Here is a 21,554-nt window from a genome sequence, read left to right as displayed (position 1 = left end):
AGGGAAAGATAATGAAAGCATTGATTAATGGGGTTCCTTTTACCTTTACAGAAAAGCTTACAGTATTAGAAGCGGTAAGAAAACTTGGATTTTTTGTTCCGACTCTTTGTGCTTATCCGACATTGGAAAGTACTCCCGGTTCCTGCGGTTTATGCATCGTAAAAATTAAATATCCTGACGGAAGAGAAGTGCTGTCGACAAGCTGCAAGACCGGCTTAGAAGACGGAATGGAAATTCGCACTGATTCTCCTGAAGTACGTCAGGCGCAAAGAAAGCAGTTGGCCCTTTTATTTGCAGATCATGATATGAATTGCATGGGATGCGATAGACATGGGAAGTGTGAACTCTTGGATTTGGCAGAGAAATTGGACTTGAAGAAGAGCATTGCTCCAGGCTCCTACAAGGTAGCGAAGGAAGAAGATTATTCCGACCGGGCGATTTGGCTGGATCCAAACAAATGCATTCGCTGTGAAAGATGCGTTGAAGTCTGCGGTAAAGTTCAAGGTCTCTATGTATTGACCATGAAAGGCGCCGGCAGGGACCGAGCTGCCGGGTTAAGAGAAGGGAAACCTTGGGCGTTATCGGATAACTGTGTTCGATGCGGTCAATGTACGGTCGTATGTCCAACCGGAGCACTCCAGGCTCGTGACCAAGTGGATGTTGCCAATGATTATTTGACGGATCCGGGAATTTATACCGTATTTCAATTTGCTCCGGCCGTGAGAGCTACTTTGGGAGAAGAGTTTGGATTTTCAGCCGGTGTGAACGTTGAGAGAAAAATCGTAGAAGCCTTGAAAAAAGCCGGAGCTGATTGTGTTCTGGATACTAATTTCTCCGCCGATGTGGTTATTATGGAAGAAGGTACGGAACTGCTGAATCGCCTTAATGATAAAAATGCTGTTCTCCCAATGTTTACCTCCTGCTGTCCTGCGTGGATTAACTTTGTTGAACTGCATAAGCCCGAGCTGATTCCTCATATTTCAACTACCCGTTCTCCGCAGGCGGTAATGGGTTCTTTAATCAAGAGTTGGCTACCGGAAAAAACAGGTATTCCAAAAGAGAAAATCCGTTCTATTTCCATTATGCCCTGTACGGCCAAGAAGGATGAAGCGGCGAGACAAGCACTAGCCAAAGACGCAGTTCCCGATGTTGATTTGGTTTTAACCGTTAGAGAATTTGCCAAACTTTTGAAAGGAAAAGGCATTGATCTTAGAAAACTGGAAGGCCAGGATTTTGATACTCCGTTTATGAGCAAAGGAAGCGGAGCGGCTGTAATTTTCGGTAAAACTGCGGGAGTGGCTGAAGCAGCGGCAAGAACCGTTTATTACGTATTGACCGGTAAAAATGTGAATTCTATTCAGTTCAAAACGAGCGAGCATCCTCATGTGGAACAGGAGTTGACCATTGACCTGGGTGAGGGTAAATCTCCGTTAAGAATCGGCGTGGTTCATGGCTTGGCTAACGCAGACTATATTGCGGATGAAGTTCTCAGCGGAAAGAGTCCTTTTGATTTTATTGAAGTAATGTCTTGCCCCGGCGGCTGCATCAATGGCGGAGGAACGCCGAGAGAGGCCGGAGACTACCATCCGTTTAACTTGGAACGTACTAAAGTTCTGACGACCATCGATGAGGAACATTCTTTAAGACAGTCTCATAACAACCCGATGATTAAAGAGCTGTACAAAGAGTATTTGGGAGAGCCGAATTCTCATCTGGCTCACGAACTTCTTCATACTGAGTACCAAGATCGGAAAGGCGGTAAGAAGTTAAGAGCTGAAGATATCTGGAAAGAAATCACTCTCTGTTAGACAAAAACTAATCGGCCCGAGAAACGAAGCTCGGGCCAAATTCTCTGTGTGTCTCTTAATCCAGAGAAAGCAGACTAGTCTTGTTGAAGCTGCCTGGTAACTGCGGTGAACTGTTCACCGAAGCCTACATCGTAAAGAGCGGCCGGACTTGGCATCTCAAATTCAAAGATTCTCGTTAAATCTTGTTCCGAGTTTTTCATCAGTAGAGAAAGGTCGGCTCCTGCCTTCATTGTGAAGAAAGTATTCAAAGAAATATCGTAATTTAATTCGGCTTTTTCTTTGAGTTCGAGCAAATCTTTAGCCCTTGTATTCAAGTGCTTTGTATAGAACTTTGCAACCTCAATAATTTGTTCATTAATGAGGCAATTCTTATTCAAAATGTCCTTTTGCTCTTGAGTAATTCTGGAGTGGCCCAGTTTAGATTCTGCTGAGCGAATCTGTTTAGCCGCATTTTTCTCTATGCCACAGACACGGGGCAAGTAAAACTTTTCAATTTTAAGTAGTGCTCGGTCGATGGCTTCAATATAAAGACGGCAGCACATCATATAGAAGCCGGCATAGCTCTTTGAAAGCTCGGGTGTCGCCCCCTCGGACTTTAATTGAGAATCCATTTTTTGGAAAATTAAGCGAATGGAGTCAGCCGTAGCCATAATCGCAGCCACATCTTCTCCGTCAGCCGTATTTATCAACCCCTCAAGTTGGGCTTTATTAAGTTTTACGCCTCTTGCTTTTAATTTCTCCAAGGAAGAATCAATTAAAGCCTGATTTTGTTTCTCGTCAGCAGCATTTTTTACTTTATTGCGCTCGATCTTTTCTTTGAGCTGAGGAACGGAAGCGTTCAAAGGATTCCAAGACCGTTTGGGACTGCCAATAAGATCTTTCTCCCATTCGATAATTTCTTTTTTACGAGCGGCTATTTTCCGATGATTGTTCTGGATCTGAGAGACCATGCACATGATATCGGTTGAAAAGATTTCCCGCAGGCAGTCATTAACGACTCTGCGGACAGCCGGTTCTTGGTAAACGTATTTACGAACGAGAGAGCGTCCTTCAGGGTGGGCTTCCTGAGCAATAAGCTCAATGCCTTTTTCCAGGTGCGGACGCATATTTGACCAGGTTTTCTCAAAAGTTTGAGATCGTATTACCGTCCTCTCAAAAGCGTAGCAGAGGGGATAAGAGATAAACATACGAAACGGAATCATTTGCTATTCATTCAAACTAATAGAAAACTAAAGGTCTTCACATCAATGCTTATGCGGTGTGATTATGCAAATGATAACTTAATAGTTACTGAATTGTTGAAAAACGAAAGGCAAATTTTTATAATTGAGCATGATAATTATTCTCAATTAATCATGATAGAAACGACACTTAAAGTTGAAGGCATGGCCTGTCCCATGTGCGAATCGCATTTGAAAGATGTGATTAGAAATATTTGTCCGGATGCCAAGATCAATGCGTCTTATAAAAAAGCCGAGATCAAGATCATCAGCCAGAGTGAGCCGGATATGAGACGAATAAAGGCTGAAATTGAGAAGACCGGCTACAGCTTCCTTGGCGGTCATTCTGAACCGTATTCGAAGAAAGGATTTTTTGCTTCCTTGTTTGGAAAGTAAGCCGCAGCCGGAAGAAGGACTAAAATCAGCCCAATTACGGTATGAGGAGCAAAGATGAAAGCGCTAGTCCTTTCCAGCGGCGGAGCAGATAGTACAGTTTGTGTCGCACTTGCCGTTGAAAAACTTGGCAGAGAAAATGTAGCGACGGTTTCTTTTGAATACGGACAAAAGCACGACAAAGAACTTATCAGTGCTCAGAAGATTGCCGATTTTTATTCGTTAAAGCATTTTGTTCTCAGCCTTGAAAACATTCTCAAATTTAGTGACTGTTCCCTTCTAAAAAACAGCACTCAATCCATCGAACATAAAAGCTATGCCGATCAAATTGCGGAAAAAGGGGAAGGTAAGGTTTCGACTTATATCCCTTTTAGGAACGGTTTGATGCTTTCTTCGGCCGCTGCTTTAGCCCAGTCAATTTACCCGGAAGAAGATTGTGAAATTTGGATTGGTGCTCATGCAGATGATGCAGCCGGCCAAGCCTATGCCGATTGTTCTTCGGAATTTACCCAAGCGATGGATCAAGCCATTTCCATTGGAACCTACGGATTGGTTAAGCTTGCTGCTCCTTTGGTGAAGTTCAATAAAGCGCGTGTTATCAAAGAAGGATTAAGGCTGAAGGTTCCTTTTGAGCTTACTTGGTCCTGTTACGAAGGACATGAAAAAGCCTGTGGAAAATGCGGAACTTGTCTTGATCGTTTGAAAGCATTTGAAGAAAACGGGGTAAAAGATCCGATTCCATACGAAGAATAGCAGCACAATGAGTGATTGTCCTTAGCCGTTGCCTTGTATGTCCTGAGGCTGTAGACAAAAGGCTCGGCTATATAATAGAAAGAAAACGGAGCAATCTTATGGGAAATCTATATCTCGGTTTTGATGCCGGTACACAGAGCGTCAAAGTTTCTGTCTATGACGAAAAATTAGAGTGTCTTACCTCACAAAGTCTTCCGACCAGTTTCCGATATCCTAACCCCGGTTGGGTAGAGATGGATTTGGATGATTTCTTGGGAGTCACTCTTAAATGCATTAAGCGCTGCGCAGAGGATTTAAAAGAAATCGGCCGAGATCCCAAAGATATTGTTTCGATTATGGGCGACGGCGTTATCTGCGGTATCGCCGGTGTAAATGCCGAAGGGAAGGCTATCACTCCTTATATTAACTATCTCGACAGCCGTACTCAGGATGACGTGGAGTACATTAATAAAAAGGATCTTTCCATTTGGGGCAGAGAGACTGGGAACCCGGTTGCTTCATGTATGTTCCCGGCTATGTTTGCACGATGGCTTCTCAAGCACAATACAAAATTCCAAGAACAAGGTGTTAAGTTCGTTCATAACTGCCCGTATATCCTTATGAATTTGGCCGGATTAAAAGGTAAAGACGCCTTTATCGACTGGGGAGCAATGTCCGGTTGGGGCCTTGGCTACAAGGTCATGGAAAAAGAGTGGTCAGATGAACAGCTGGCTATCTTAGGTATTGATAAGCGCTATATGCCAAGAATTCTCAAGCCGTGGGATATTGTCGGAGGCTTAACAAAAGAAATTGCCGAATACACAGGTCTTCGTGAAGGGACAAAGATTTGTGCAGGAGCCGGCGATACTATGCAGTCCATGATTGGATGCGGTAATTTCGAGCCGGGAAAAGGCGTAGACGTTGCGGGCACCTGCGCTATGTTCTGTGTTTCGACCACCGGCATCGTGCCTGAGCTAAGCAAAAAAGGGAACAATCTCATCTTTAACAGCGGTTCTCTTCCTAACACTTATTTTTACTGGGGTTTCATCAGAACCGGCGGCTTGGCTTTGAGATGGTTCAAAGATTCTGTATGCCATAAAGCCGATGATGCTCTTTATTACACAGATCTTAGTGCCAGAGCTGAAAAAGTTCCGGCAGGCAGCAACGGAGTTCTTTTCCTCCCATATCTGACAGGCGGCCAGGATGAGACGCAAAAGAAGAGCAGCTGCTTTTTGGGGTTGACCCTTGATGATGATCAGGCGGTAATGTGGCGCTCCGTCCTTGAATCCATTGGCTATGACTACATGGAAATCACAGATATCTATAGAAAGGCCGGCGTGGATTTGAACCGAATCACGGTAACTGAGGGCGGCAGTCGAGACTCTCTATGGAATCAGATCAAATCAGACATGTTGGACAGCGAAGTCGTCCGTTACAAGAATAAGGGCGGGGCTGTGGTGACCAACTGTCTCTTTGCTGCCTATGCGGTAGGTGATTTCAAAGACATCATTCCTAATTTACGGAAGGTTTTAGTCGTTGATAAAGAATATGCACCGAGAAAGGAAATGACTTCCCTGTACCGCAAACTTCACTCTTTCCAAAAAGATCTGATTAAGAGCGATATGCCGGAAGCCTTTAAACGGTTGTGGGACATTAAGAAGATAGTCAAAGAAGGCTAATTCGAAAGTTATTGTATTTGGACCGAGCTATTTCGATACCTCGGTCTTTTCTATTGGTAGAATTCCGCCTAGGCAACGTTCAGCCTAGGCTAAATTATTTGAATTGCATTATGAAATTACTTGAAGGCAAAAGAATACTTATTACTGGCATCTCTTCTCAACGTTCTATTTCCTATGGGATAGCCAAGGTTTGTTTTGAAGAGGGTGCACAACTGACGCTTACTTACAACAATGAGAGATTTAAGGACAGAGTTCAAGGTTTTGCCAATGATTTCAGTGCAGGTGATGTCATCAAGATGGATGTGACTTCCGATGATTCCATTGACGCAGCTGCTTCTGCTCTTAAAGAAAAATGGTCTGGAGGCTTTGACGGATTTGTTCATTCTATTGCTTGGGCGCCTCGGGAATGCATTGAAGGCAGTTTTTTGGAAGGCATTTCCAGAGAAGGTTTTCTTCAGGCTATGAATGTTTCAGTTTATTCCTATGCGGCTTTAGCAAAAGCATTTAGTCCGCTTCTTAGAGAGAGAGCTTCTATTATCACAATGAGCTATCTCGGTGCTGAGAAGATTGTGCCGAACTACAACACGATGGCTATCTGCAAGTCTGCGCTGGAATCCGTTACCCGTTACATTGCTGCCGATCTTGGAGAAAGAGGCATCCGGGCCAACAGTATTTCTTGCGGACCGATTAAAACTCTAGCAGCCAGCGGCATTAAAGATTTCGGACTTTTGATGAAACTGGCTAAGGATTTGAGCCTGTTAAGAAGCTTAGTTAGCACAGAAGAAGTTGGTAATTTAGCCGCATTCCTTCTGTCGGAAAAATCTTTTGGCATTACAGCTGAGACCGTTTACATTGACGGCGGCTTCAATAAGGTTGCCGGACGTCTTCTGAAGGACGAATGATCCTAGAGGCAACTCTCTCACAGAAAAACCTCCGTCCGAAAGGACGGAGAGGTTTTACGAGATCTTAGTTTTTCCCTTAAATCCAAAGAGAACCTGCACAAAAAAGCAAAGAAAGAGCCAGGACCGCATTCACCGGACGTGTGTATTGAGAGAAGAGGTGAGCAAAGGCGGATCCGAAGGCTGACCAGATTAAATTGCAGCCTGAACCCATTGCGGCTAAGAAGAAAGAAAATCCTGCCAATATCCATGGATCCGTGAAATGCGGAAGAATAAAGGTCTGCATTGAAACGATGCCGTAGACCATAATTTTTACGTTGACAAACTGAAGGCAGAATCCGGAGATAAAGGCTTTTTTCTTATCTATTTCAAATGGCTTAAGACTATAAACTGCTTTCAAGATCTTCCATGCCAGCCAAACCAGATAAAGGGTTCCCAAAATTTTCATGGGGCCCATGATTTCCGGGATTAGGCTGTTTAAAGCAGCGCATCCAATACAGCAAAGAAGCATTACTGCAAAAAAGCCGGTAATAACTCCTAAATTGAACGGCAGCGCTTTAAAGAATCCAACTCTCATTCCCCATGACATTGACATTAAATTGTTTGGTCCTGGCGTGATAGTCGATGTAAAGCAATAAAAGATAAAAGTCGGAAGAGAAAACATGGGATTCTCTGGGAGAGGACTAGGCGTGCTGGTTAAGAGGTTCGTATTTCTTGATAAGAGAAGTGTTTACAATTTGCCGAGCCTGCCACGCGTCGTACTCTGACTGCATTGCGAGCCAAGTTTCAGGTGTTGGGCCCGGTAGAGCGGAGGAAAAACGAACGGCCATTGTTGCAGTGATAGGGGACTTCCCCTTGATAATTCTGGAAACAGAACTGGGAGCAACGCCAATGTTACGGGCAAATTCACGGATACTGACATTCAGGAATTCAAGTTGTTCGGCTACGATTTTTCCCGGATGTGGTGGATTGAACATAGTAGTCATCAATGATAATCCTCGTAATTAATTACATAAGCATCGCCGTCAATAAATTGAAAGGTAAGGCGCCAGTTGCCGGAGACTCTTACAGACCAGATGTCGCTCCTATCCCCCTTGAGCTGGTGGAGACGGTACGAAGGTAAGTTCATTTCTTGCACGTCTTTTATTCGGTTCAACAAGAATAGGCGTTCCGATAGTTTCTCTGCATGGGCAGCTTGAATACCAGCTTTCGAGCCTGTTTCAAAGAATTTTTGGAGTCCTTTGTGGAACCAGCTTTTAATCATTGTCGCATATACTTATTAAATGTATTCATTATACTTATATGTTGCGTGTTGCGCAACACTAAAAAGGAAATGAGGCTCGACAACGCTCACTAAAACCGGCCAGGAAATCCAAAAAATTCGGGCGACGCACCCAAGGTAATTCGGCATTCTTGAGTTACCTAATTCCGCCGTTTCCGAAGGTTGTGAACCGTGATTAAAGGCGCCTCATTCTGCGTCTGGTAGTGACTGGGATATTTTTTTGCTGTTCCTTGAGAGATGAACTCCCGTCCTTTCGGACGAGGCTTCTTACTTTATTCATTCCGATCTTACATTTGTGGGTAGTCGAGCCAAAAGCCGTCAAAAAAGCCACTTTGGAATATCCCAAATGGGACGATTACATCATGGTCTAAGGAGGTAAAGTTGGAAAAGAAGAGCTTGTATGTAAGAATTCTGATGGAGAGGGTTGATGGCACTTTTGCAAAATCCACTATTTTCCGACTGGCATTCCACTTTTTCCGGCAGCCGATCCACAAGGTAGTCTTTTCTGGCATGGAGATCACTCTTCTTCCGGCATCTAACCACATTAAGTCTGAGTTTTTTCACTCTTAAAAAACGATTACTCAATTCCTTCTAGGAAAGAAGATTTAGCAAGATAGAGAGACAGAGAAGAAGGGTGGGCGTCCTGCCGATCTTTGCGGGTTTACCAGCCGATTTTTAGTGAACGATGCACTTGAAGATCTCTTTGGGGCTCACTGGCCACAAATTTGAACCCACGTACACGTCCATCAAAATAGGAAAGTCGTTCCAACCTTTGCCTTATGGCATAAAGTACCTACAGCATGAGTCTTAATCCTTTCTAAACAGGGAAATCATTCCGACTTGACAAGGCTTTTGTTCCAAAGTGAGATATGGTCGCGGAAATTCCAACGCCAATGAAGTCAGCGCTCCTAAACCCCTTGCAAGAAGGTAAAAAATAATGCCGACAAAAAGACTGGAGATAAGCTCAAAAACAAACTCTCCGAACTTAAATTCCTTGCCCTCAATGATTTTTTGAGTACGCCGAAGCGTCTCGCCGAACAAAAATATCGCTAGGGGAGAGTCGTGTGAAAAAAGCTCAGGAATTGATGGTTCTTCTCCGGCATTTATCTACCTTTTGTATATAAGTGCTTATTTTCCATACAGTTTAGTTTTTAGTTGTCAGATATATAAAACGTGTAGGTATTAAGGGAAAACGTTTATGCGAGGTTTTTAGCCAAAACTGCTTGAGACTGTTAGAGCATTGTAAGGTTTTGTACGGCGGGTTTTTGTGACACCAAGGTTTCACTTATTGACCTCCGAAATTTCCAGGGGATAGGATTATTACAAAATGTAATAACTGTTTTTATATGAATGATAACGTTTTCTACAGATTACCTAGAGACGCCCAACGGTTCGTCCTTGATGCAGTTTTTAATTTACCTTCTTATAAATGGTATCAATACACTGCTGAATTAGGTAGATATTTTGGTCCTGATACCGAAAGATACGCTAACGAGACCCATCTCTATTGGAAAAACGGTTCGGTGGTTCCTGCAACCAAGACTAAAGAAAGGCTCATTAGGATTGCTCCGAAATATCTAGAAACAAGTCAAAAGATAAAGCTAGTTGAGTTAATTGCCAAGCCATATATTTCCTCAATGTATCTCTCCTATGGTCAGGAGGATATTCGTTTTCTGGTAACGGAACCGTTAGAGCCACAACTTCAAACAGCTCAAAATAAAATAGCCCAGTTTTTAAGGCCTCAAACAGCACGTATGCCAGAGCTCCCCCTCGGATTTTAAAAGAACCCTTGTTTGGCTTTACGATAACGAAGCCACAGCAACACAGGCAATTCTCAGCATTGTTGAAGCAGAAAAAAAGAACCAGCTGGATGAGCAACTTAAAACCCGCATCCCTGGCATTCTCAACCAAATGGTGGCCTTCTATAACGACCCTGATAAATATGGAGAATTTCGGACTACATTGAAATTTAGTAACGGAAGCCTTACATTTAGAATATATCGTGACGAACCTTCGCATTTCTGGTATTACGTAATTGGAATCGTTCTTCTATTTTTAATCCTTTCTTCCTTCTAAGCGATAACAAATGAGCAATGAATTAACTTTACAAAACATAGTTGGCTCTCTTGTTGCAGACTTGCCAGAGAGCTCAAAATTAGAATTGGCTAAATTCGCCATGCAAAAAAGAATTGAGGTTGCTGCTACTCTTGAATCTGCAAAACAGTCAGGTATTCTTCACGATACCGAAGTCAACCATGCAATCTCTCAAGTCGCAGCCCTCTCAGAAATTCCTACTTCGGAAAGAAGAAGTACAACAATTAATACCTCCATCACTTCGATGGATGGCAGAATCCGTACAACCATTACCTCCAAGAAGTCTTTGTTTTAGTTTTGCTTTTCAATAGTTTTCGCCCGCTGTAAGAAGCGGGCTTTTTGGTTAGAAGAAAGTGGCTGTATGTTTATGTGGCCACAAAAAAGTGCCATCGTCCATCTCCATCAGAATTCTCATTCTTTAGGACTCCGAGTTCGACATTGTTATTTGTTCAGCCTATATTTCACGATTGACAAAAAAATAATGTTGTTCGCATTCATTATGTGCTTCGAAATAAAGCTTGCGGTGCTCACTGGCTTTGAGTGAATTAAACACAGAATGGATTTCGCGAGTTTGTACGGCGGATCTTTAAAAAATAGTCATTTTCGCCGAAGGAAAAGAAGCGTCTGAAAGAAGAAAAAGGTCCCCTTAAAATCCTTTCTTGCTCCAATTCTTCCAGAGGATAAAAGTAAACCTAGATTAACTAAAAAGACGTTTCGTTGTTCAATTCCGAAAATAGGAGAAGATAGAGGGTATTTTTGGATAGAGAACTTTACATGAGAGCTGTCAGGTCTTTTTCATAATGAAGAGATATACAAACAAAAATACCTGAATCTCATGTTTTTGAGCATTAGAAAATCCAAAACTGCCTGGGTGCTGTTCTTGACAGGGGCAAGTGTCCTGAGTTTTCCGTCCTTTGCACAAAGTTATGCATATTTAACGGAGCAAGATAAGGTAAGAATCAATACTCTGGGGGAGTCCCCTTACAGGAAAGAGCTGATAGGAGAGTACGTATCTCAGCTCCGATCCAGAACCAAAGCCGCAGGAGTAAAGACAGAAGAAAATCTTCCTCCTATGCCGAATGGTCTTGATGATAGAAAAGGTATCGTGAGTAACGACTGCCTCAAATGCAGCTTTTTTCTAACGAATGCGAAGAAAAGAAAAATCGGAGAGACTGCACTATTACCACCCTCGAAAGATTCCGCGTTATTTTATTCGCGGGCGACAGTACTTGCTCCGATTTTTTGTTTATATCTTACAGCAAACCGATGGAAGCCTCAAGTTTTTGATTTGGTTTAAGAAGGTTTTAGTAATTTACATACTCGAAGACTTTTCTAGATTTTCAAAGCAGTGTTAAGACTCATATTAGTTCCTTCAAAGTATGGTGTGCAAGATACGGTCATCAAAATTTTTCACACCATTTTTCACACCATTTCGTCCACGATTTAATGAAAATACGCTGAGTCATATGACTCTTATTGAGAAAAAAATTAAAAAAATTGAATGTCAAAAACTGTATGATTTTTAAGGCTTTTTAAGACCTTATGAGGCAATTGAGAAGCTAATTGGGATTAGATTCTGGCGGAAGGGGTGGTAATACAAACTATAATAAAATCAAAAGGTTACGAATAAAGATTATTCAATGTCACCAAAATGTCACCATTTTCTTTAAAAAAATTTAGGTAATTTTTATTTTTGAAGGTGAAGATTTTTAAGATTCTCTGAAAGTTTGGCTGCCGGAATAAGTTACGAAGAGAAGAGCTTTGATTCTTTTTAAGTACACTTCATTTAGAAAAATATCACCGGGAGAATTCTTCTATTTAGAGTCTATAATCATTAAAAATGGAAAAATTCTGATTAACTTAAAGAGTCTAAATAGAAAAACAAGCCTCTTTACCGGCGGATATATAGGAATGCAAAAAGAACTTAACGGTATGTTTTGGAATACAGGCTCATTTGATCTAGATCTGCCGTACATTGGAGATACAAAAAAGGCTTGTGCAATATTCAAGAAGAATCTGGTTGAAATTACTTGGAATTGCATGAGAAGTCTTGAAAACAACCCAACGACTCTGCCACAGACAGCTACAATTCTCGAAGGCCAATCTGTTGGAGGTATAAGTATTTTTGACTTAATGCAAGTGAAAAATTACGGAGACGGCTGTAAAAATTTAATTTTGCAACTGTTTAACGATGAATTTTCTTTAAGTATTAAATCTGCTTGTCTCATACATTCTTTTGTTGCGAAGGAAGATGCGCTTGAATGGGGAGTAATCAGAAATAAAGCAGTATCTCTCCATAACATTAAATATGTACCGCCGACAGAAAATCTATCCCAGATTTTAGAGGGAGGGTTTAATTATCTGACAAAGGAAATTAAATCTCCTGCGGAAAGAGCTATTGCAACTTTTTTGTTCATGGCAAGAACTCAACCCTTCTACGATGCCAATAAAAGAACGGCCTCTTTGATGATGAACGGCTGCTTAATGAAAGATGGTTATTTTCCCATAACCGTCTTAAATCGTGAAGCCGAACTATTTCATAAAGAACTTGGGAAATTCTATGAAACTGGTGATGCTAACGGTATGTTTAAGTTCTTTGAAAATAACTTGAAGGAACTCTATACGCCTCAACAAAGAAAAGATTTCCCTAGACCATTAATCGAACTAGAAAGGTAAAGCTTTGGCAAATTTGGGTTACATCCGGGTAAGTTCAGTTGATCAAAATACTGCCCGGCAATTGGATGGAATCGCCTTAGATCAGACCTTCATTGATAAGGCGTCCGGAAAGAATACTGATCGGCCTCAACTGCATTGTCTTCTAGAAAAGGTTTCTGCCGGTGATATTGTTTATGTCCATAGTATGGACCGACTCGCACGCAACTTACAAGATCTTCTTACTCTGGTTGAAACTTTCAATAAAAGAGGAGTGACCGTAAAGTTTAAGAAAGAGTCTATTGAATTCAGCCCAGACAAGGAAAAGAATCCTATGTCGGTGCTGCTGCTTCATCTGCTGGGAGCCGTTGCACAATTTGAACGTTCTCTTATTCTCGAAAGACAAAAAGAGGGAATTGCAAAGGCAAAGGAAAGAGGAGCTTTTAAAGGACGAAAACCTATAGATTCGGAAATTTTGAAAAGCGCAAAAGTTCTGGTTGAGAATGGGCTGCCTATGGGAAAAGTAGCAAAGCAGCTGGGAGTTGCGCAAAGTACTTTGTATAAGTACGCAAAGAAAAAGCCGTCCGGCTATGAGTGGAAGATTTAAAAAAACTGGAAATAATTATGGCAAAAAGTGTAGAAGAACAAGTAGAAGATATCTTCAAGGAAGAATTAAAAAAATTAAAGGTTAAGTACTTTACTAAGACTGAACCCATTAACCCTTCTATTGATAATGCATTAAAAAAAGGCCCATCAAAGGCTAATAAAGACGGAGGAAACTTTCCAGATATCAAGGTTTTTCTGGAGACACAAAATCAAAGACCCATCCCTGTGATGATTGAGGTTAAGGGTTTAAAAAACAAGCTTATCAAACTTGATAAATCTAAAAATATTGATCAGTCTACTGCGGCGGTAACTGGCTATGCAGTCAACGGAGCTGTGCATTACGCTAAGGTGGTTCTTCAGCACTCTGATTACGAAGAGGTAATTGCAGTTGGATTGAACGGGTATAAAAAACCGGACGGTTCTCTAGAAACAGAGTTTCAAGCCTTTTATCTCTCTCGCAATAATGAGTTGTATCCAAAATTATTGGATGACGTAACGGATTTTTCTTTGTTTAAGGAAACCAATTTGGAGCACCTTGTTGATCTGTTAGATAAGGTGAATTTATCGGAAGAAGAGTTAGAAAAATTAAAAAAAGAAGCCGAGTCGAGTTTAGAGAAAAGTATTCAAAAAATTCACCAGAGCCTTTATGACGATGTAGTTCTTAAACCTCTTCTAAATACCGATCAAAAACTTTATCTGTTCTGCGGTTTGATTATGGCAGCTCTCCCTATTAAGGACGTGGCGAACTTAACTCCTGCCGATTTGAAGGGAAATAAATCGGCAAGAAATAACGACGGACTGACCCTGTACACCCGCATAGAAGAGTTTTTGAAAGATAGAGGAACGCCCGACGAAAAACGACAAATTATTCTCAACTTACTGGGCAATATATTTAGTAACGAAAAATTGTATAAGCCGGTTAATGGAGAAAGCAAATTTAAGACTTTATTTGCACAAGTTTTGTCCGACGTAATTCCCTATTTCAATTCTAGGCTGCATCTGGACTTTACCGGGAAGATTTTTAACAAACTCAGCGAGTGGGCAAATATTAGTACGGACAAGTTGAATGATGTTGTACTTACGCCGAGATATGTGACAAACCTGATGGCTCGGTTGGCTCAGACCAATAAAGATTCATTTGTCCTAGACTCTGCAATGGGTTCAGCAGGTTTCTTAGTTTCGGCACTGGAAATTATGCTCCAGGATGCAAAAGATTCGATTTCAGATCAGGAGCTCCTGAAAGAAAAGATAAAAAAAATTAAATCCGAACAAATTTGCGGGATCGAAATTCTAGATACTATTTTCATGTTGGCTGTGATGAATATGGTATTGGTAGGTGACGGTTCTTCTAATCTTCAACATTCCGACAGTTTGACAACGACAATAGACTTTCCTGCTACTGTTTTTCTTCTTAATCCGCCATACTCAGCAGATGGGAAAGGATTCAACTTCGTAGAAAAAGCTCTTTCAAAAATGCAAAAAGGTTTTGCATGTGTTTTGATTCAGGAGAATGCTGGCGCAGGTAATGGTGGAATTTATCCGGCAAAAATATTAGAGAAAAGTTCACTAATCGCAAGTATTAAGATGCCCCTAGATCTCTTTTCCGGTAAGGCATCAGTCCAAACTGCCATTTACCTTTTTGAAGCGGGTAAACCTCACAATGCAGACAATCTAGTAACTTTTATAGATTTCACGGAGGATGGGTATACCAGAATGAACCGAAAGAAATCTGGTCAAGACGTTAATCTCCGAGATACAGATGATGCTAAAGGCCGCTATGTTGAGCTAGTTGCTCGAGTTTTAAACAGAAAAACTTCTACGGACTACTATACTGAAGCCAACGGGAAACTCATTAAAGATACTATTTCTTTAGCCGGCAACGATTGGACTTTTTCTCAACATGTCAAGATAGATAACAAACCTTCGTTGGAAGACTTCAAGCAAGCTGTCAAAGATTATTTGTCTTGGAAAGTATCGGAAATCATCCAAAGAGGAGATTCTTCCTTGGGAAAATAACGAACCCCCGTTTGTTAGAGCTTGAAAATAACTTCAAGAAAAACGGGGGTAGATTTGGTGATTTCTTAATCTCAGATATTTTTACTTTAAAAAAAGGTACTCGTTTGACCAAAGCACAAATGATTAAAGGATCAATACCTTTTATTGGTGCTTCCGCTCAAAATAATGGCAAAACGGGAACTGTAGGAAACAATACAAATCTTCACTCAGGTAACACAATTTCAGTTTCTTATAACGGAAGTGTTGGGGAGGCTTTTTATCAGCCACTGTCTTATTGGGCCTCAGATGACATCAATGTTCTTTATCCCAACTTTGAGCTAACTCATCGAATTGCTTTGTATATTATTACGGCCCTTAGAAAACTAGGGAAAAGCTATGGATACGGTTTTAAATGGCATTTGAAGAGAATGGAGAAGGACTCAATAAATCTTCCGGTTAACGATAAAGATCAGTTGGATCTCCAATTCATGGAAGATTACATTCGAGAACTCGAGGAAGATTACATTCGAGAACTCGAGGAAGATTACATTCGAGAACTCGATACTTATTTGAAAGTTGCTGGACTAAATGATTACGAACTATCGGATGATGAGTTACAGATTTTAAAAAACCCTCCGAACTATTCTTCCTTCAAAGTTAACGAACTTTTTCTGGTGGAACAATCAAAGAAAAAATTTAATGCCAATTCTGTTAAGTTTGGAGGCAGTTTCCCCTATGTAGCCAGAGGGTCTTCGGCCAACGGCATTCGAGGCTACATAGATCAAAATCCAGTGTATCTAAATGAAGCAAGAACAATCTCTTTTGGACAAGATACTGCCACTGCTTATTATCAAGATAAGGAATTTTTTACCGGAGACAAAATTAAAGTCTTTAAAGCAAAAGAGCAAGAACTGAATGAAGAAACTGGATTATTTCTTGTTGCTACGTTACAAAAATCTTTTTCTCTTTACTCCTGGGGGAGTTCTTCTTTCTCTCAAGATGCTCTAGAAAACGAAAAGATTTCTTTTCCTCTCAATGATAATAAAGAACCTGATTGGAATTACATGGAGGCGTTTATTAAAGCAGTAAAGAAACTGGTTATTGCGGATTTTGTGAAATTCAAGAATGAGTACATTGAAAAAAGTAAGCAAGCCATTAAATAGATAATCGCTCTGCATTTTGCTCTAGAGAATAAAGCACTATTGGAATGATTAAGGTAATTGAAAAAGTATGGACAAAGTGACAAAGGAAGTAATAGCTCTCCAAAACAAAATGGCTAATAAGGTACTGGAGACTCAGCTCGAAAATGCTCTGGGAGATATGGGTAAGGACGATTCCATTGCCGATACGATAAGGAAAAAACATTTTTCAAAAGGAGTTCCTGTGACCTACGGGGATCTTGAGGATCCTAAGAAAGTGATAACTGAATATCCCGACGGTCGAGTAGTAATCGAATATGTATAAGAGCGACAGACCGCAGATTGTTTTTTTTGCCGGAGTGAACGGAGCTGGGAAATCGACGGTTTATCAGCTGGCAAAAGCTAAAGTTCCCTCCCTCTCCTCTCTTGTTTATATTAATCCTGATGTATTAACAGAAGGATTCAACGGAGATTTCGTCAAAGGTGCTAAGACGGCATTAAGGAAAAGACAGGCTTGTCTTGATTTAAATATTTCTTTCGCTTTTGAAAGCACCTTCTCCGGAAAATCTGAATTCCGAGTTTTAGAGGAGGCCAAATCTAAGGGTTACAAAATTAATGGAGTTCTAGTCGGAGTTAATAACTCAGCTATTAATTATCAAAGAATTCGACAAAGAGTAAGTTTGGGAGGCCATGCGGTCAACAAAGAAGATGTTCTCAGAAGAGAAATAAGATTAAAAATGAATTACCAGACTATGGTCGAACTCTGCGACAGATTATATGTCGTGGATAACAATCGCTCTAAGCCTTTTTTGGCAGTCCTCATTAAGGATAAAAAGGTAATCCGATGCCGTCCCCCGCAAGGTTGGGTACAAGAATTTATAACGGCTATCCGGATAAAGAGCAAAGAAGCCGAAAGATAGGAGCAACATTAAAAACTAAGTTCTTTACATACCTTCTGGCGGCTTTGTTCGTTGCGATAGTCATAGCGAGCGGTGGTAGCCACTGAAGAGTGGCCCATCGCTTTCTGCAATATAAAGAGGTCGCTGCCGGCTTCCAGCATCCGTGTTGCAAAAGTACGGCGTAAATCATGCGGGCGGATTTTTCCCAAGTCGGCAAAATCTGCTTGATTCATCAACAACCGGTAAATTGAAGTAGAAGTTAGCTCCTTGTCCAATTTTAATTTGTCTGTTTTTTCCCCTTGACAAATAGGAGGAAAAAAAGTTCCGGCTTCCAGTCCTCTTTTTATAAGCCACTCATCAATGTACTTATCTAAATTCTTCGGTAGATAAACCCGCCTCTCTTTGTTTCCTTTGCCGATAAAAGAAAAACTTCTATCAATACAATTCCAGTTTGCAAGTTTCAAAGAGACGACTTCAGCCCTGCGCAGCCCGCAGCCCATCATTACGGCAAAAATGGCTCGGTCACGGAAGCCTTTTGTAGTGCCGTTGAAACAAGACTCTAAGAGTCTTCTTCCTTCTTCCAAGTCTAAACTGCGGCCCTTGGGAAGTCTTTCAAATTTCAAACTTTTCAGACTGCTGATTTTCAGATAAGCCGACTGCGGAAGCAAATCATTAGACCATGCCTCCTTAGCAACTCCTTTGAACACAGTTAAGTAAAGATTTTTAGTTGAAGGAGAGCACCCTTTCTCTTCAAGAGCACCTAAAATTTTTTGCCAGTGACTCCTTCTCAATTTGGACCATTCAACTCTGTCATAGGAAGAGTGACCCAAGATTTTTGCAATATTTCGGACGCAATTTTCTACCGTTGTCTGAGAACGCTTCGATCCCAAAGTTCTTACATATGAATCGGCCGGATTAAATAAATTTGAACGGCAGGAAGGAAGGGACAGTACATTTTCTGATTCGCTCATTTGGTTCTCCGGGAGGAAGAAAAAGAAGAAAGTCTATAAAACTCAAAGACAACAAACTTTGATTTGAATTCTTTCTTCAAATCATCTGCCTGAGTTTGGGTCAGATTGACGCCGGTAACGATGACTTTTCCGCCGGTAAACGTGGCGTGTTCAGCCAGATTCTGAGCAACGCTTCCGGGAACATAGTGACGGAATAAGTCAGTCAATGCCGTCTTTGCTTCTTCCGGCAATTGGGCATTCATACTAACGGTCGTCAATGCCGTTTGTCCTTGACTGCCTAAGGAGTCAAAGATATTTGAGGCATTGTTGGTTTGAATAGTGCCGGAGGAATTCAACTTTGAACCGGCAGCAAGCGCAAAACCATTCTGGAAGTTGATTGCTCCGGTGTTGTTGAGATTGCCGGCAATAGTGAATGCATTAGTTTCCGTCCAGCTGCCACGGTTATTTAGCGTTCCTGTCGAAGACAAGTTTCCTCTGCTGATGACATTACCAGTGAGAGCTAACGTTCCGCTGGAGGTCAATGAACCGTATAGATCAGCATTGCCAATAGTCAGGTTTCCTGTGTTAGAAGCAGAACCGCCGGACTGGTTGAATTGAGTCACAGTTAAAGTGCCGGCGTTGCCAAGAGTACCGTTGCTCTTATTGAAAGTGCCGAAGTCATAACTGCCGCCTGTTATGTTGATATTTCCGGCTATCTGAGTCAATAAATTTCTGTTAGTTAAATTACCGCCACCTAAAGTAAGCGAATTGCCAACAGAAAATTGACCGCTTTTCACTCCGACGACCAACGAAGATTCGTTAGTAAGACTGCCTCCTAAAAGTGATAAGGAATTGGAAGCATAGGTTTGGACGTTGTTAGTTTGCTTGTATGAACCGTTACGAACAATCATGTTCCCATAATTAATCGTCCCAGTTTCAACGGTGGAAATATCAAGATTACCTGAAAAGTCCAAGGTGCCTGCCGACATATTTAAATGGACGTAGAAATAATCTGACCTATTGTCAATGGTTGCCCCTTGAGCAACCCTCAAAGTTCCGCCAACAGAAAATGAAGTGTTTACAGTGCCTCCGTCGTGAGAATTTCCACTGCCGACACGTAACAATCCCGCATCCAAATAAAGATTGTCACGAACGTGTAACCCTCCAGTGATTTGGGATGCCCCATCTCCTCTGTGAGTTATCACCATGTAAGGGCTGGTTACAGTCAGGTTGCCATTTACGGTCAAAGTTTGATCTTCCATGCCACGAAAGTCTTTTGAAGTCCATGAAACATGAAGAGAATCAGCAGAAGCGGTTGCATTTCCATTGATAATGTAACTGTCTCTCAGAGTGTTTTTGACGTTCTCTTTAAGTGTTCCAAGTTCGACATCACCGTTAATGGTTTGTACTGCATATGAGGTTAAAGGTAAGAGGAAAGCAATTGTTCCAACCAAGGCATTTTTCCCGCCTTTTTTACTTGAGGCTGCAGCAACCTCACTAACTGCCACAAAGCACCCTCTTGCCTTATTCCAGATTTTTTTGAATATCTTGTTCATTTTTTCTCCTGAAATAAATACAGAAACTTCAGTTAGCACTCTTGTTGAAAAGTGCTGGCGGAAATTTCTGTTGGAAGGAGAAAAAACTTTGATTTGAATTCTTTCTTCAAATCGTCTGCCTGCGTCTGGGTCAGATTGACGCCGGTAACGATGACTTTCCCGCCGCTAAATGTGGCGTGGTCAACCAGATTCTGAGCAACGCTTCCGGGAACGTAATGGCGGAATAAGTCAGTCAATGCCGTCTTCGCTTCTTCCGGCAATTGCGCATTCCTGCTGACGGTTGTCAATGCTGTCTGGCCTTGGCTGCCTAAAGAGTCAAATACGTTGGAGGCGTTATTTGTTTGAAGAGTTCCTGCATTATTAAACTTCGAGCCATTTTGAAAGTTCCATAAGCCGGCAGTAACGAAAGTTCCACTATTGTTGAAGGTACCTTGTAAAACTATCGGACTATTTTCGACCCAAGAACCTTGATTATTTATGGTTCCCTTTAAAGCCAATCTTCCATTGGTTACTACATTCCCTCTAAGAGTCAGCGTATTGTTGTTATTAAGGCTACCGCCGTTAAGAGTGACATCAGTAAGAGTAAGGGAATTATTGTTGTTTAAAGTTCCGCCGTTTTGTACGAAATTTGAAAAATCATAGGCAGAGTTAACATTTATCGTGCCCTGGTGTTGAACTAAGCCGTCCCGGTTATGAATTGCTCCGCCGTTTAGGTTGAGCACATTCCCTACAGCGACCTTGTTTTGCTCCATTGCACCTATAACCAGAGCCCCGTTATTTCCTAAAGTAGACCCGCTGAAAAGGTTCAATGTTCCAAAATAAACATTATCAAAGCCATTCGGAGTGTTCGAGCCTTGGCCGAAGTATCCGCCGTTCCGCAAGTTTCCGACTGCAATTGTTCGGGAATATTTTGTGTTAATAGATCCGCCGTGGCCGTGGTAACTTCCATAAAGATCAAGAACATTGAGAACGTGTGTGGACTCAGCGAACTGACTCGAAACACCGTAGGTACCCGGAGCATTTATAGAGCCACCGTTCTCAATAGTTGTAGTGCCTCCAACCTTTAAATAGCTTGTAGCTTTTCCAGACTTATCCTCGAAAAAGTTGGAAGTATGCAAGTAAGAAATACTGGAAATGTAGAAATTATCTCGGATGTTCAATGTTCCCGTTGCATCTTTTAAATGCACATGGGCCAATGTGTATCCCGTCGGATTCTGAGGATATGGATCAATTGAAGGAAATTGGAGATAAAAACTTCCGTTGACTTGGAGGTTTCCAATCGGCAAACCTCCAACCTTTGATTGATCAGCAAGATAAAAAGCACAAGTCGAGTCCATGTAATAGTTACCGTTAACGATTACATTCTCATCTTGTAGGTGATGCATATTGATGGTCATTCCCTCCTGCTGAGAGACGTGCCAATCGGAATTAATGGTTAGGGTGCCAGCTGCTCCAAAAGAAGGAATCACAGCCAACAAACCTATAACTAAAACATTTTCTCCGCCTTTCTTACTTGCGGCGGATGCAACTTCACTGACCGCAACAAAGCAGCCTCTGGATTTGTTCCAAATCTTCTTAAATATTTTGTTCATAAGTAAATTACCTTACGGTTACTGGACTTGTCTTCCGACTTGTCCGTTACAAACACCT

General features: G+C 41.5%; 20 protein-coding genes. 13 read left to right on the top strand and 7 right to left on the bottom strand.

The window, feature by feature from the left end; translation table 11 throughout:
* The first annotated feature begins 11 nt into the window (after positions 1–11).
* A complete protein-coding gene (locus RDK53_RS09270) occupies positions 12–1,808 on the top strand; it encodes a [FeFe] hydrogenase, group A (protein WP_308514305.1) in 1,797 nt (598 codons plus the stop codon).
* A gap of 74 nt (positions 1,809–1,882) precedes the next feature.
* On the opposite strand, the gene RDK53_RS09265 is transcribed toward RDK53_RS09270, so the two are convergent.
* On the bottom strand, positions 1,883–2,914 hold the full coding sequence (locus RDK53_RS09265; RefSeq protein WP_308514304.1) for a hypothetical protein: 1,032 nt from the start codon (positions 2,912–2,914) through the stop codon (positions 1,883–1,885).
* 249 nt (positions 2,915–3,163) lie between these two features.
* Between RDK53_RS09265 and RDK53_RS09260 the strand changes: the two genes are divergently transcribed.
* From RDK53_RS09260 to RDK53_RS09245, 4 genes are all read left to right on the top strand, one after another.
* Positions 3,164–3,424: a heavy-metal-associated domain-containing protein gene (locus RDK53_RS09260; protein WP_308514303.1), complete on the top strand. Its 261-nt coding sequence runs from the start codon at positions 3,164–3,166 to the stop codon at positions 3,422–3,424.
* Between the two features lie 54 nt (positions 3,425–3,478).
* Positions 3,479–4,174, top strand: a complete 696-nt coding sequence (queC, locus tag RDK53_RS09255; protein ID WP_308514302.1) for a 7-cyano-7-deazaguanine synthase QueC — start codon at positions 3,479–3,481, stop codon at positions 4,172–4,174.
* A 98-nt stretch (positions 4,175–4,272) separates the two neighbouring features.
* Positions 4,273–5,832, top strand: a complete 1,560-nt coding sequence (locus RDK53_RS09250; protein WP_308514301.1) for an FGGY family carbohydrate kinase — start codon at positions 4,273–4,275, stop codon at positions 5,830–5,832.
* 110 nt (positions 5,833–5,942) lie between these two features.
* Positions 5,943–6,734 (top strand): enoyl-ACP reductase, encoded by a 792-nt coding sequence (locus tag RDK53_RS09245; protein ID WP_308514300.1) that lies wholly within the window; start codon positions 5,943–5,945, stop codon positions 6,732–6,734.
* 76 nt (positions 6,735–6,810) lie between these two features.
* Here the strand turns inward: RDK53_RS09245 and RDK53_RS09240 are convergent, their stop codons facing one another.
* Genes RDK53_RS09240 through RDK53_RS09230 form a run of 3 tightly spaced genes read right to left on the bottom strand, consistent with a single transcriptional unit; the run spans position 6,811 to position 7,995 of the window.
* Positions 6,811–7,395 carry a LysE family transporter gene (locus tag RDK53_RS09240; protein ID WP_308514299.1) on the bottom strand — a complete coding sequence of 195 codons (585 nt, stop codon included), beginning with the start codon at positions 7,393–7,395 and terminating at the stop codon, positions 6,811–6,813.
* 19 nt (positions 7,396–7,414) lie between these two features.
* Entirely contained in the window at positions 7,415–7,717 is a 303-nt protein-coding gene (locus RDK53_RS09235) for a HigA family addiction module antitoxin (protein ID WP_308514298.1), read from the bottom strand.
* Positions 7,717–7,995, bottom strand: coding sequence for a type II toxin-antitoxin system RelE/ParE family toxin (locus RDK53_RS09230; RefSeq protein ID WP_308514297.1), 279 nt, complete (start codon positions 7,993–7,995; stop codon positions 7,717–7,719). Before RDK53_RS09230 ends, RDK53_RS09235 begins: the two co-directional genes overlap by 1 nt.
* A gap of 1,364 nt (positions 7,996–9,359) precedes the next feature.
* Here RDK53_RS09230 and RDK53_RS09225 point away from each other — a divergent pair.
* From RDK53_RS09225 to RDK53_RS09190, 8 genes are all read left to right on the top strand, one after another.
* Positions 9,360–9,794 carry a hypothetical protein gene (locus tag RDK53_RS09225; protein ID WP_308514296.1) on the top strand — a complete coding sequence of 145 codons (435 nt, stop codon included), beginning with the start codon at positions 9,360–9,362 and terminating at the stop codon, positions 9,792–9,794.
* Between the two features lie 305 nt (positions 9,795–10,099).
* Entirely contained in the window at positions 10,100–10,402 is a 303-nt protein-coding gene (locus RDK53_RS09220; RefSeq protein WP_308514295.1) for a hypothetical protein, read from the top strand.
* Positions 10,403–11,868: 1,466 nt separating this feature from the next.
* On the top strand, positions 11,869–12,783 hold the full coding sequence (locus RDK53_RS09215) for a Fic family protein (RefSeq protein ID WP_308514294.1): 915 nt from the start codon (positions 11,869–11,871) through the stop codon (positions 12,781–12,783).
* Between the two features lie 4 nt (positions 12,784–12,787).
* Positions 12,788–13,366: a recombinase family protein gene (locus tag RDK53_RS09210; protein WP_308514293.1), complete on the top strand. Its 579-nt coding sequence runs from the start codon at positions 12,788–12,790 to the stop codon at positions 13,364–13,366.
* A 17-nt stretch (positions 13,367–13,383) separates the two neighbouring features.
* Entirely contained in the window at positions 13,384–15,381 is a 1,998-nt protein-coding gene (locus RDK53_RS09205; protein ID WP_308514292.1) for an N-6 DNA methylase, read from the top strand.
* An 11-nt stretch (positions 15,382–15,392) separates the two neighbouring features.
* Positions 15,393–16,523 carry a restriction endonuclease subunit S gene (locus RDK53_RS09200; RefSeq protein WP_308514291.1) on the top strand — a complete coding sequence of 377 codons (1,131 nt, stop codon included), beginning with the start codon at positions 15,393–15,395 and terminating at the stop codon, positions 16,521–16,523.
* Positions 16,524–16,590: 67 nt separating this feature from the next.
* Complete coding sequence (locus RDK53_RS09195) at positions 16,591–16,824, top strand: hypothetical protein (RefSeq protein WP_308514290.1); 234 nt, start codon at positions 16,591–16,593, stop codon at positions 16,822–16,824.
* Positions 16,817–17,419, top strand: a complete 603-nt coding sequence (locus RDK53_RS09190) for a zeta toxin family protein (protein WP_308514289.1) — start codon at positions 16,817–16,819, stop codon at positions 17,417–17,419. Before RDK53_RS09195 ends, RDK53_RS09190 begins: the two co-directional genes overlap by 8 nt.
* Before the next feature lie 8 nt (positions 17,420–17,427).
* On the opposite strand, the gene RDK53_RS09185 is transcribed toward RDK53_RS09190, so the two are convergent.
* From RDK53_RS09185 to RDK53_RS09175, 3 genes are read right to left on the bottom strand one after another with little or no spacing between them, the layout of a single operon-like run.
* Entirely contained in the window at positions 17,428–18,369 is a 942-nt protein-coding gene (locus tag RDK53_RS09185; RefSeq protein ID WP_308514288.1) for a site-specific integrase, read from the bottom strand.
* Positions 18,366–19,904, bottom strand: coding sequence for an ESPR-type extended signal peptide-containing protein (locus tag RDK53_RS09180; RefSeq protein ID WP_308514287.1), 1,539 nt, complete (start codon positions 19,902–19,904; stop codon positions 18,366–18,368). The genes RDK53_RS09185 and RDK53_RS09180 overlap by 4 nt, the downstream gene beginning before the upstream one ends.
* A gap of 32 nt (positions 19,905–19,936) precedes the next feature.
* Positions 19,937–21,496 (bottom strand): ESPR domain-containing protein, encoded by a 1,560-nt coding sequence (locus tag RDK53_RS09175; protein WP_308514286.1) that lies wholly within the window; start codon positions 21,494–21,496, stop codon positions 19,937–19,939.
* Positions 21,497–21,554 lie beyond the last annotated feature (58 nt).

Origin of the sequence: uncultured Turicimonas sp., assembly GCF_902477955.1 — a bacterium.
In the GTDB taxonomy this organism is placed as follows: Bacteria; Pseudomonadota; Gammaproteobacteria; order Burkholderiales; family Burkholderiaceae_F; genus Turicimonas.
Note: the sequence above shows the minus strand (reverse complement) of the source record. Positions and strands in the feature narration are given on the sequence as shown.

Bases quoted from the DNA above. Each gene is read 5' to 3' on its own strand.
- RDK53_RS09270 (WP_308514305.1), top strand. From the start codon at position 12: ATGAAAGCATTGATTAATGGGGTTCCTTTTACCTTTACAGAAAAGCTT.
- RDK53_RS09265 (WP_308514304.1), bottom strand. From the start codon at position 2,914: ATGCGTCCGCACCTGGAAAAAGGCATTGAGCTTATTGCTCAGGAAGCC.
- RDK53_RS09260 (WP_308514303.1), top strand. From the start codon at position 3,164: ATGATAGAAACGACACTTAAAGTTGAAGGCATGGCCTGTCCCATGTGC.
- queC (WP_308514302.1), top strand. From the start codon at position 3,479: ATGAAAGCGCTAGTCCTTTCCAGCGGCGGAGCAGATAGTACAGTTTGT.
- RDK53_RS09250 (WP_308514301.1), top strand. From the start codon at position 4,273: ATGGGAAATCTATATCTCGGTTTTGATGCCGGTACACAGAGCGTCAAA.
- RDK53_RS09245 (WP_308514300.1), top strand. From the start codon at position 5,943: ATGAAATTACTTGAAGGCAAAAGAATACTTATTACTGGCATCTCTTCT.
- RDK53_RS09240 (WP_308514299.1), bottom strand. From the start codon at position 7,395: ATGTTTTCTCTTCCGACTTTTATCTTTTATTGCTTTACATCGACTATC.
- RDK53_RS09235 (WP_308514298.1), bottom strand. From the start codon at position 7,717: ATGACTACTATGTTCAATCCACCACATCCGGGAAAAATCGTAGCCGAA.
- RDK53_RS09230 (WP_308514297.1), bottom strand. From the start codon at position 7,995: ATGATTAAAAGCTGGTTCCACAAAGGACTCCAAAAATTCTTTGAAACA.
- RDK53_RS09225 (WP_308514296.1), top strand. From the start codon at position 9,360: ATGAATGATAACGTTTTCTACAGATTACCTAGAGACGCCCAACGGTTC.
- RDK53_RS09220 (WP_308514295.1), top strand. From the start codon at position 10,100: ATGAGCAATGAATTAACTTTACAAAACATAGTTGGCTCTCTTGTTGCA.
- RDK53_RS09205 (WP_308514292.1), top strand. From the start codon at position 13,384: ATGGCAAAAAGTGTAGAAGAACAAGTAGAAGATATCTTCAAGGAAGAA.
- RDK53_RS09195 (WP_308514290.1), top strand. From the start codon at position 16,591: ATGGACAAAGTGACAAAGGAAGTAATAGCTCTCCAAAACAAAATGGCT.
- RDK53_RS09190 (WP_308514289.1), top strand. From the start codon at position 16,817: ATGTATAAGAGCGACAGACCGCAGATTGTTTTTTTTGCCGGAGTGAAC.
- RDK53_RS09185 (WP_308514288.1), bottom strand. From the start codon at position 18,369: ATGAGCGAATCAGAAAATGTACTGTCCCTTCCTTCCTGCCGTTCAAAT.
- RDK53_RS09180 (WP_308514287.1), bottom strand. From the start codon at position 19,904: ATGAACAAGATATTCAAAAAAATCTGGAATAAGGCAAGAGGGTGCTTT.
- RDK53_RS09175 (WP_308514286.1), bottom strand. From the start codon at position 21,496: ATGAACAAAATATTTAAGAAGATTTGGAACAAATCCAGAGGCTGCTTT.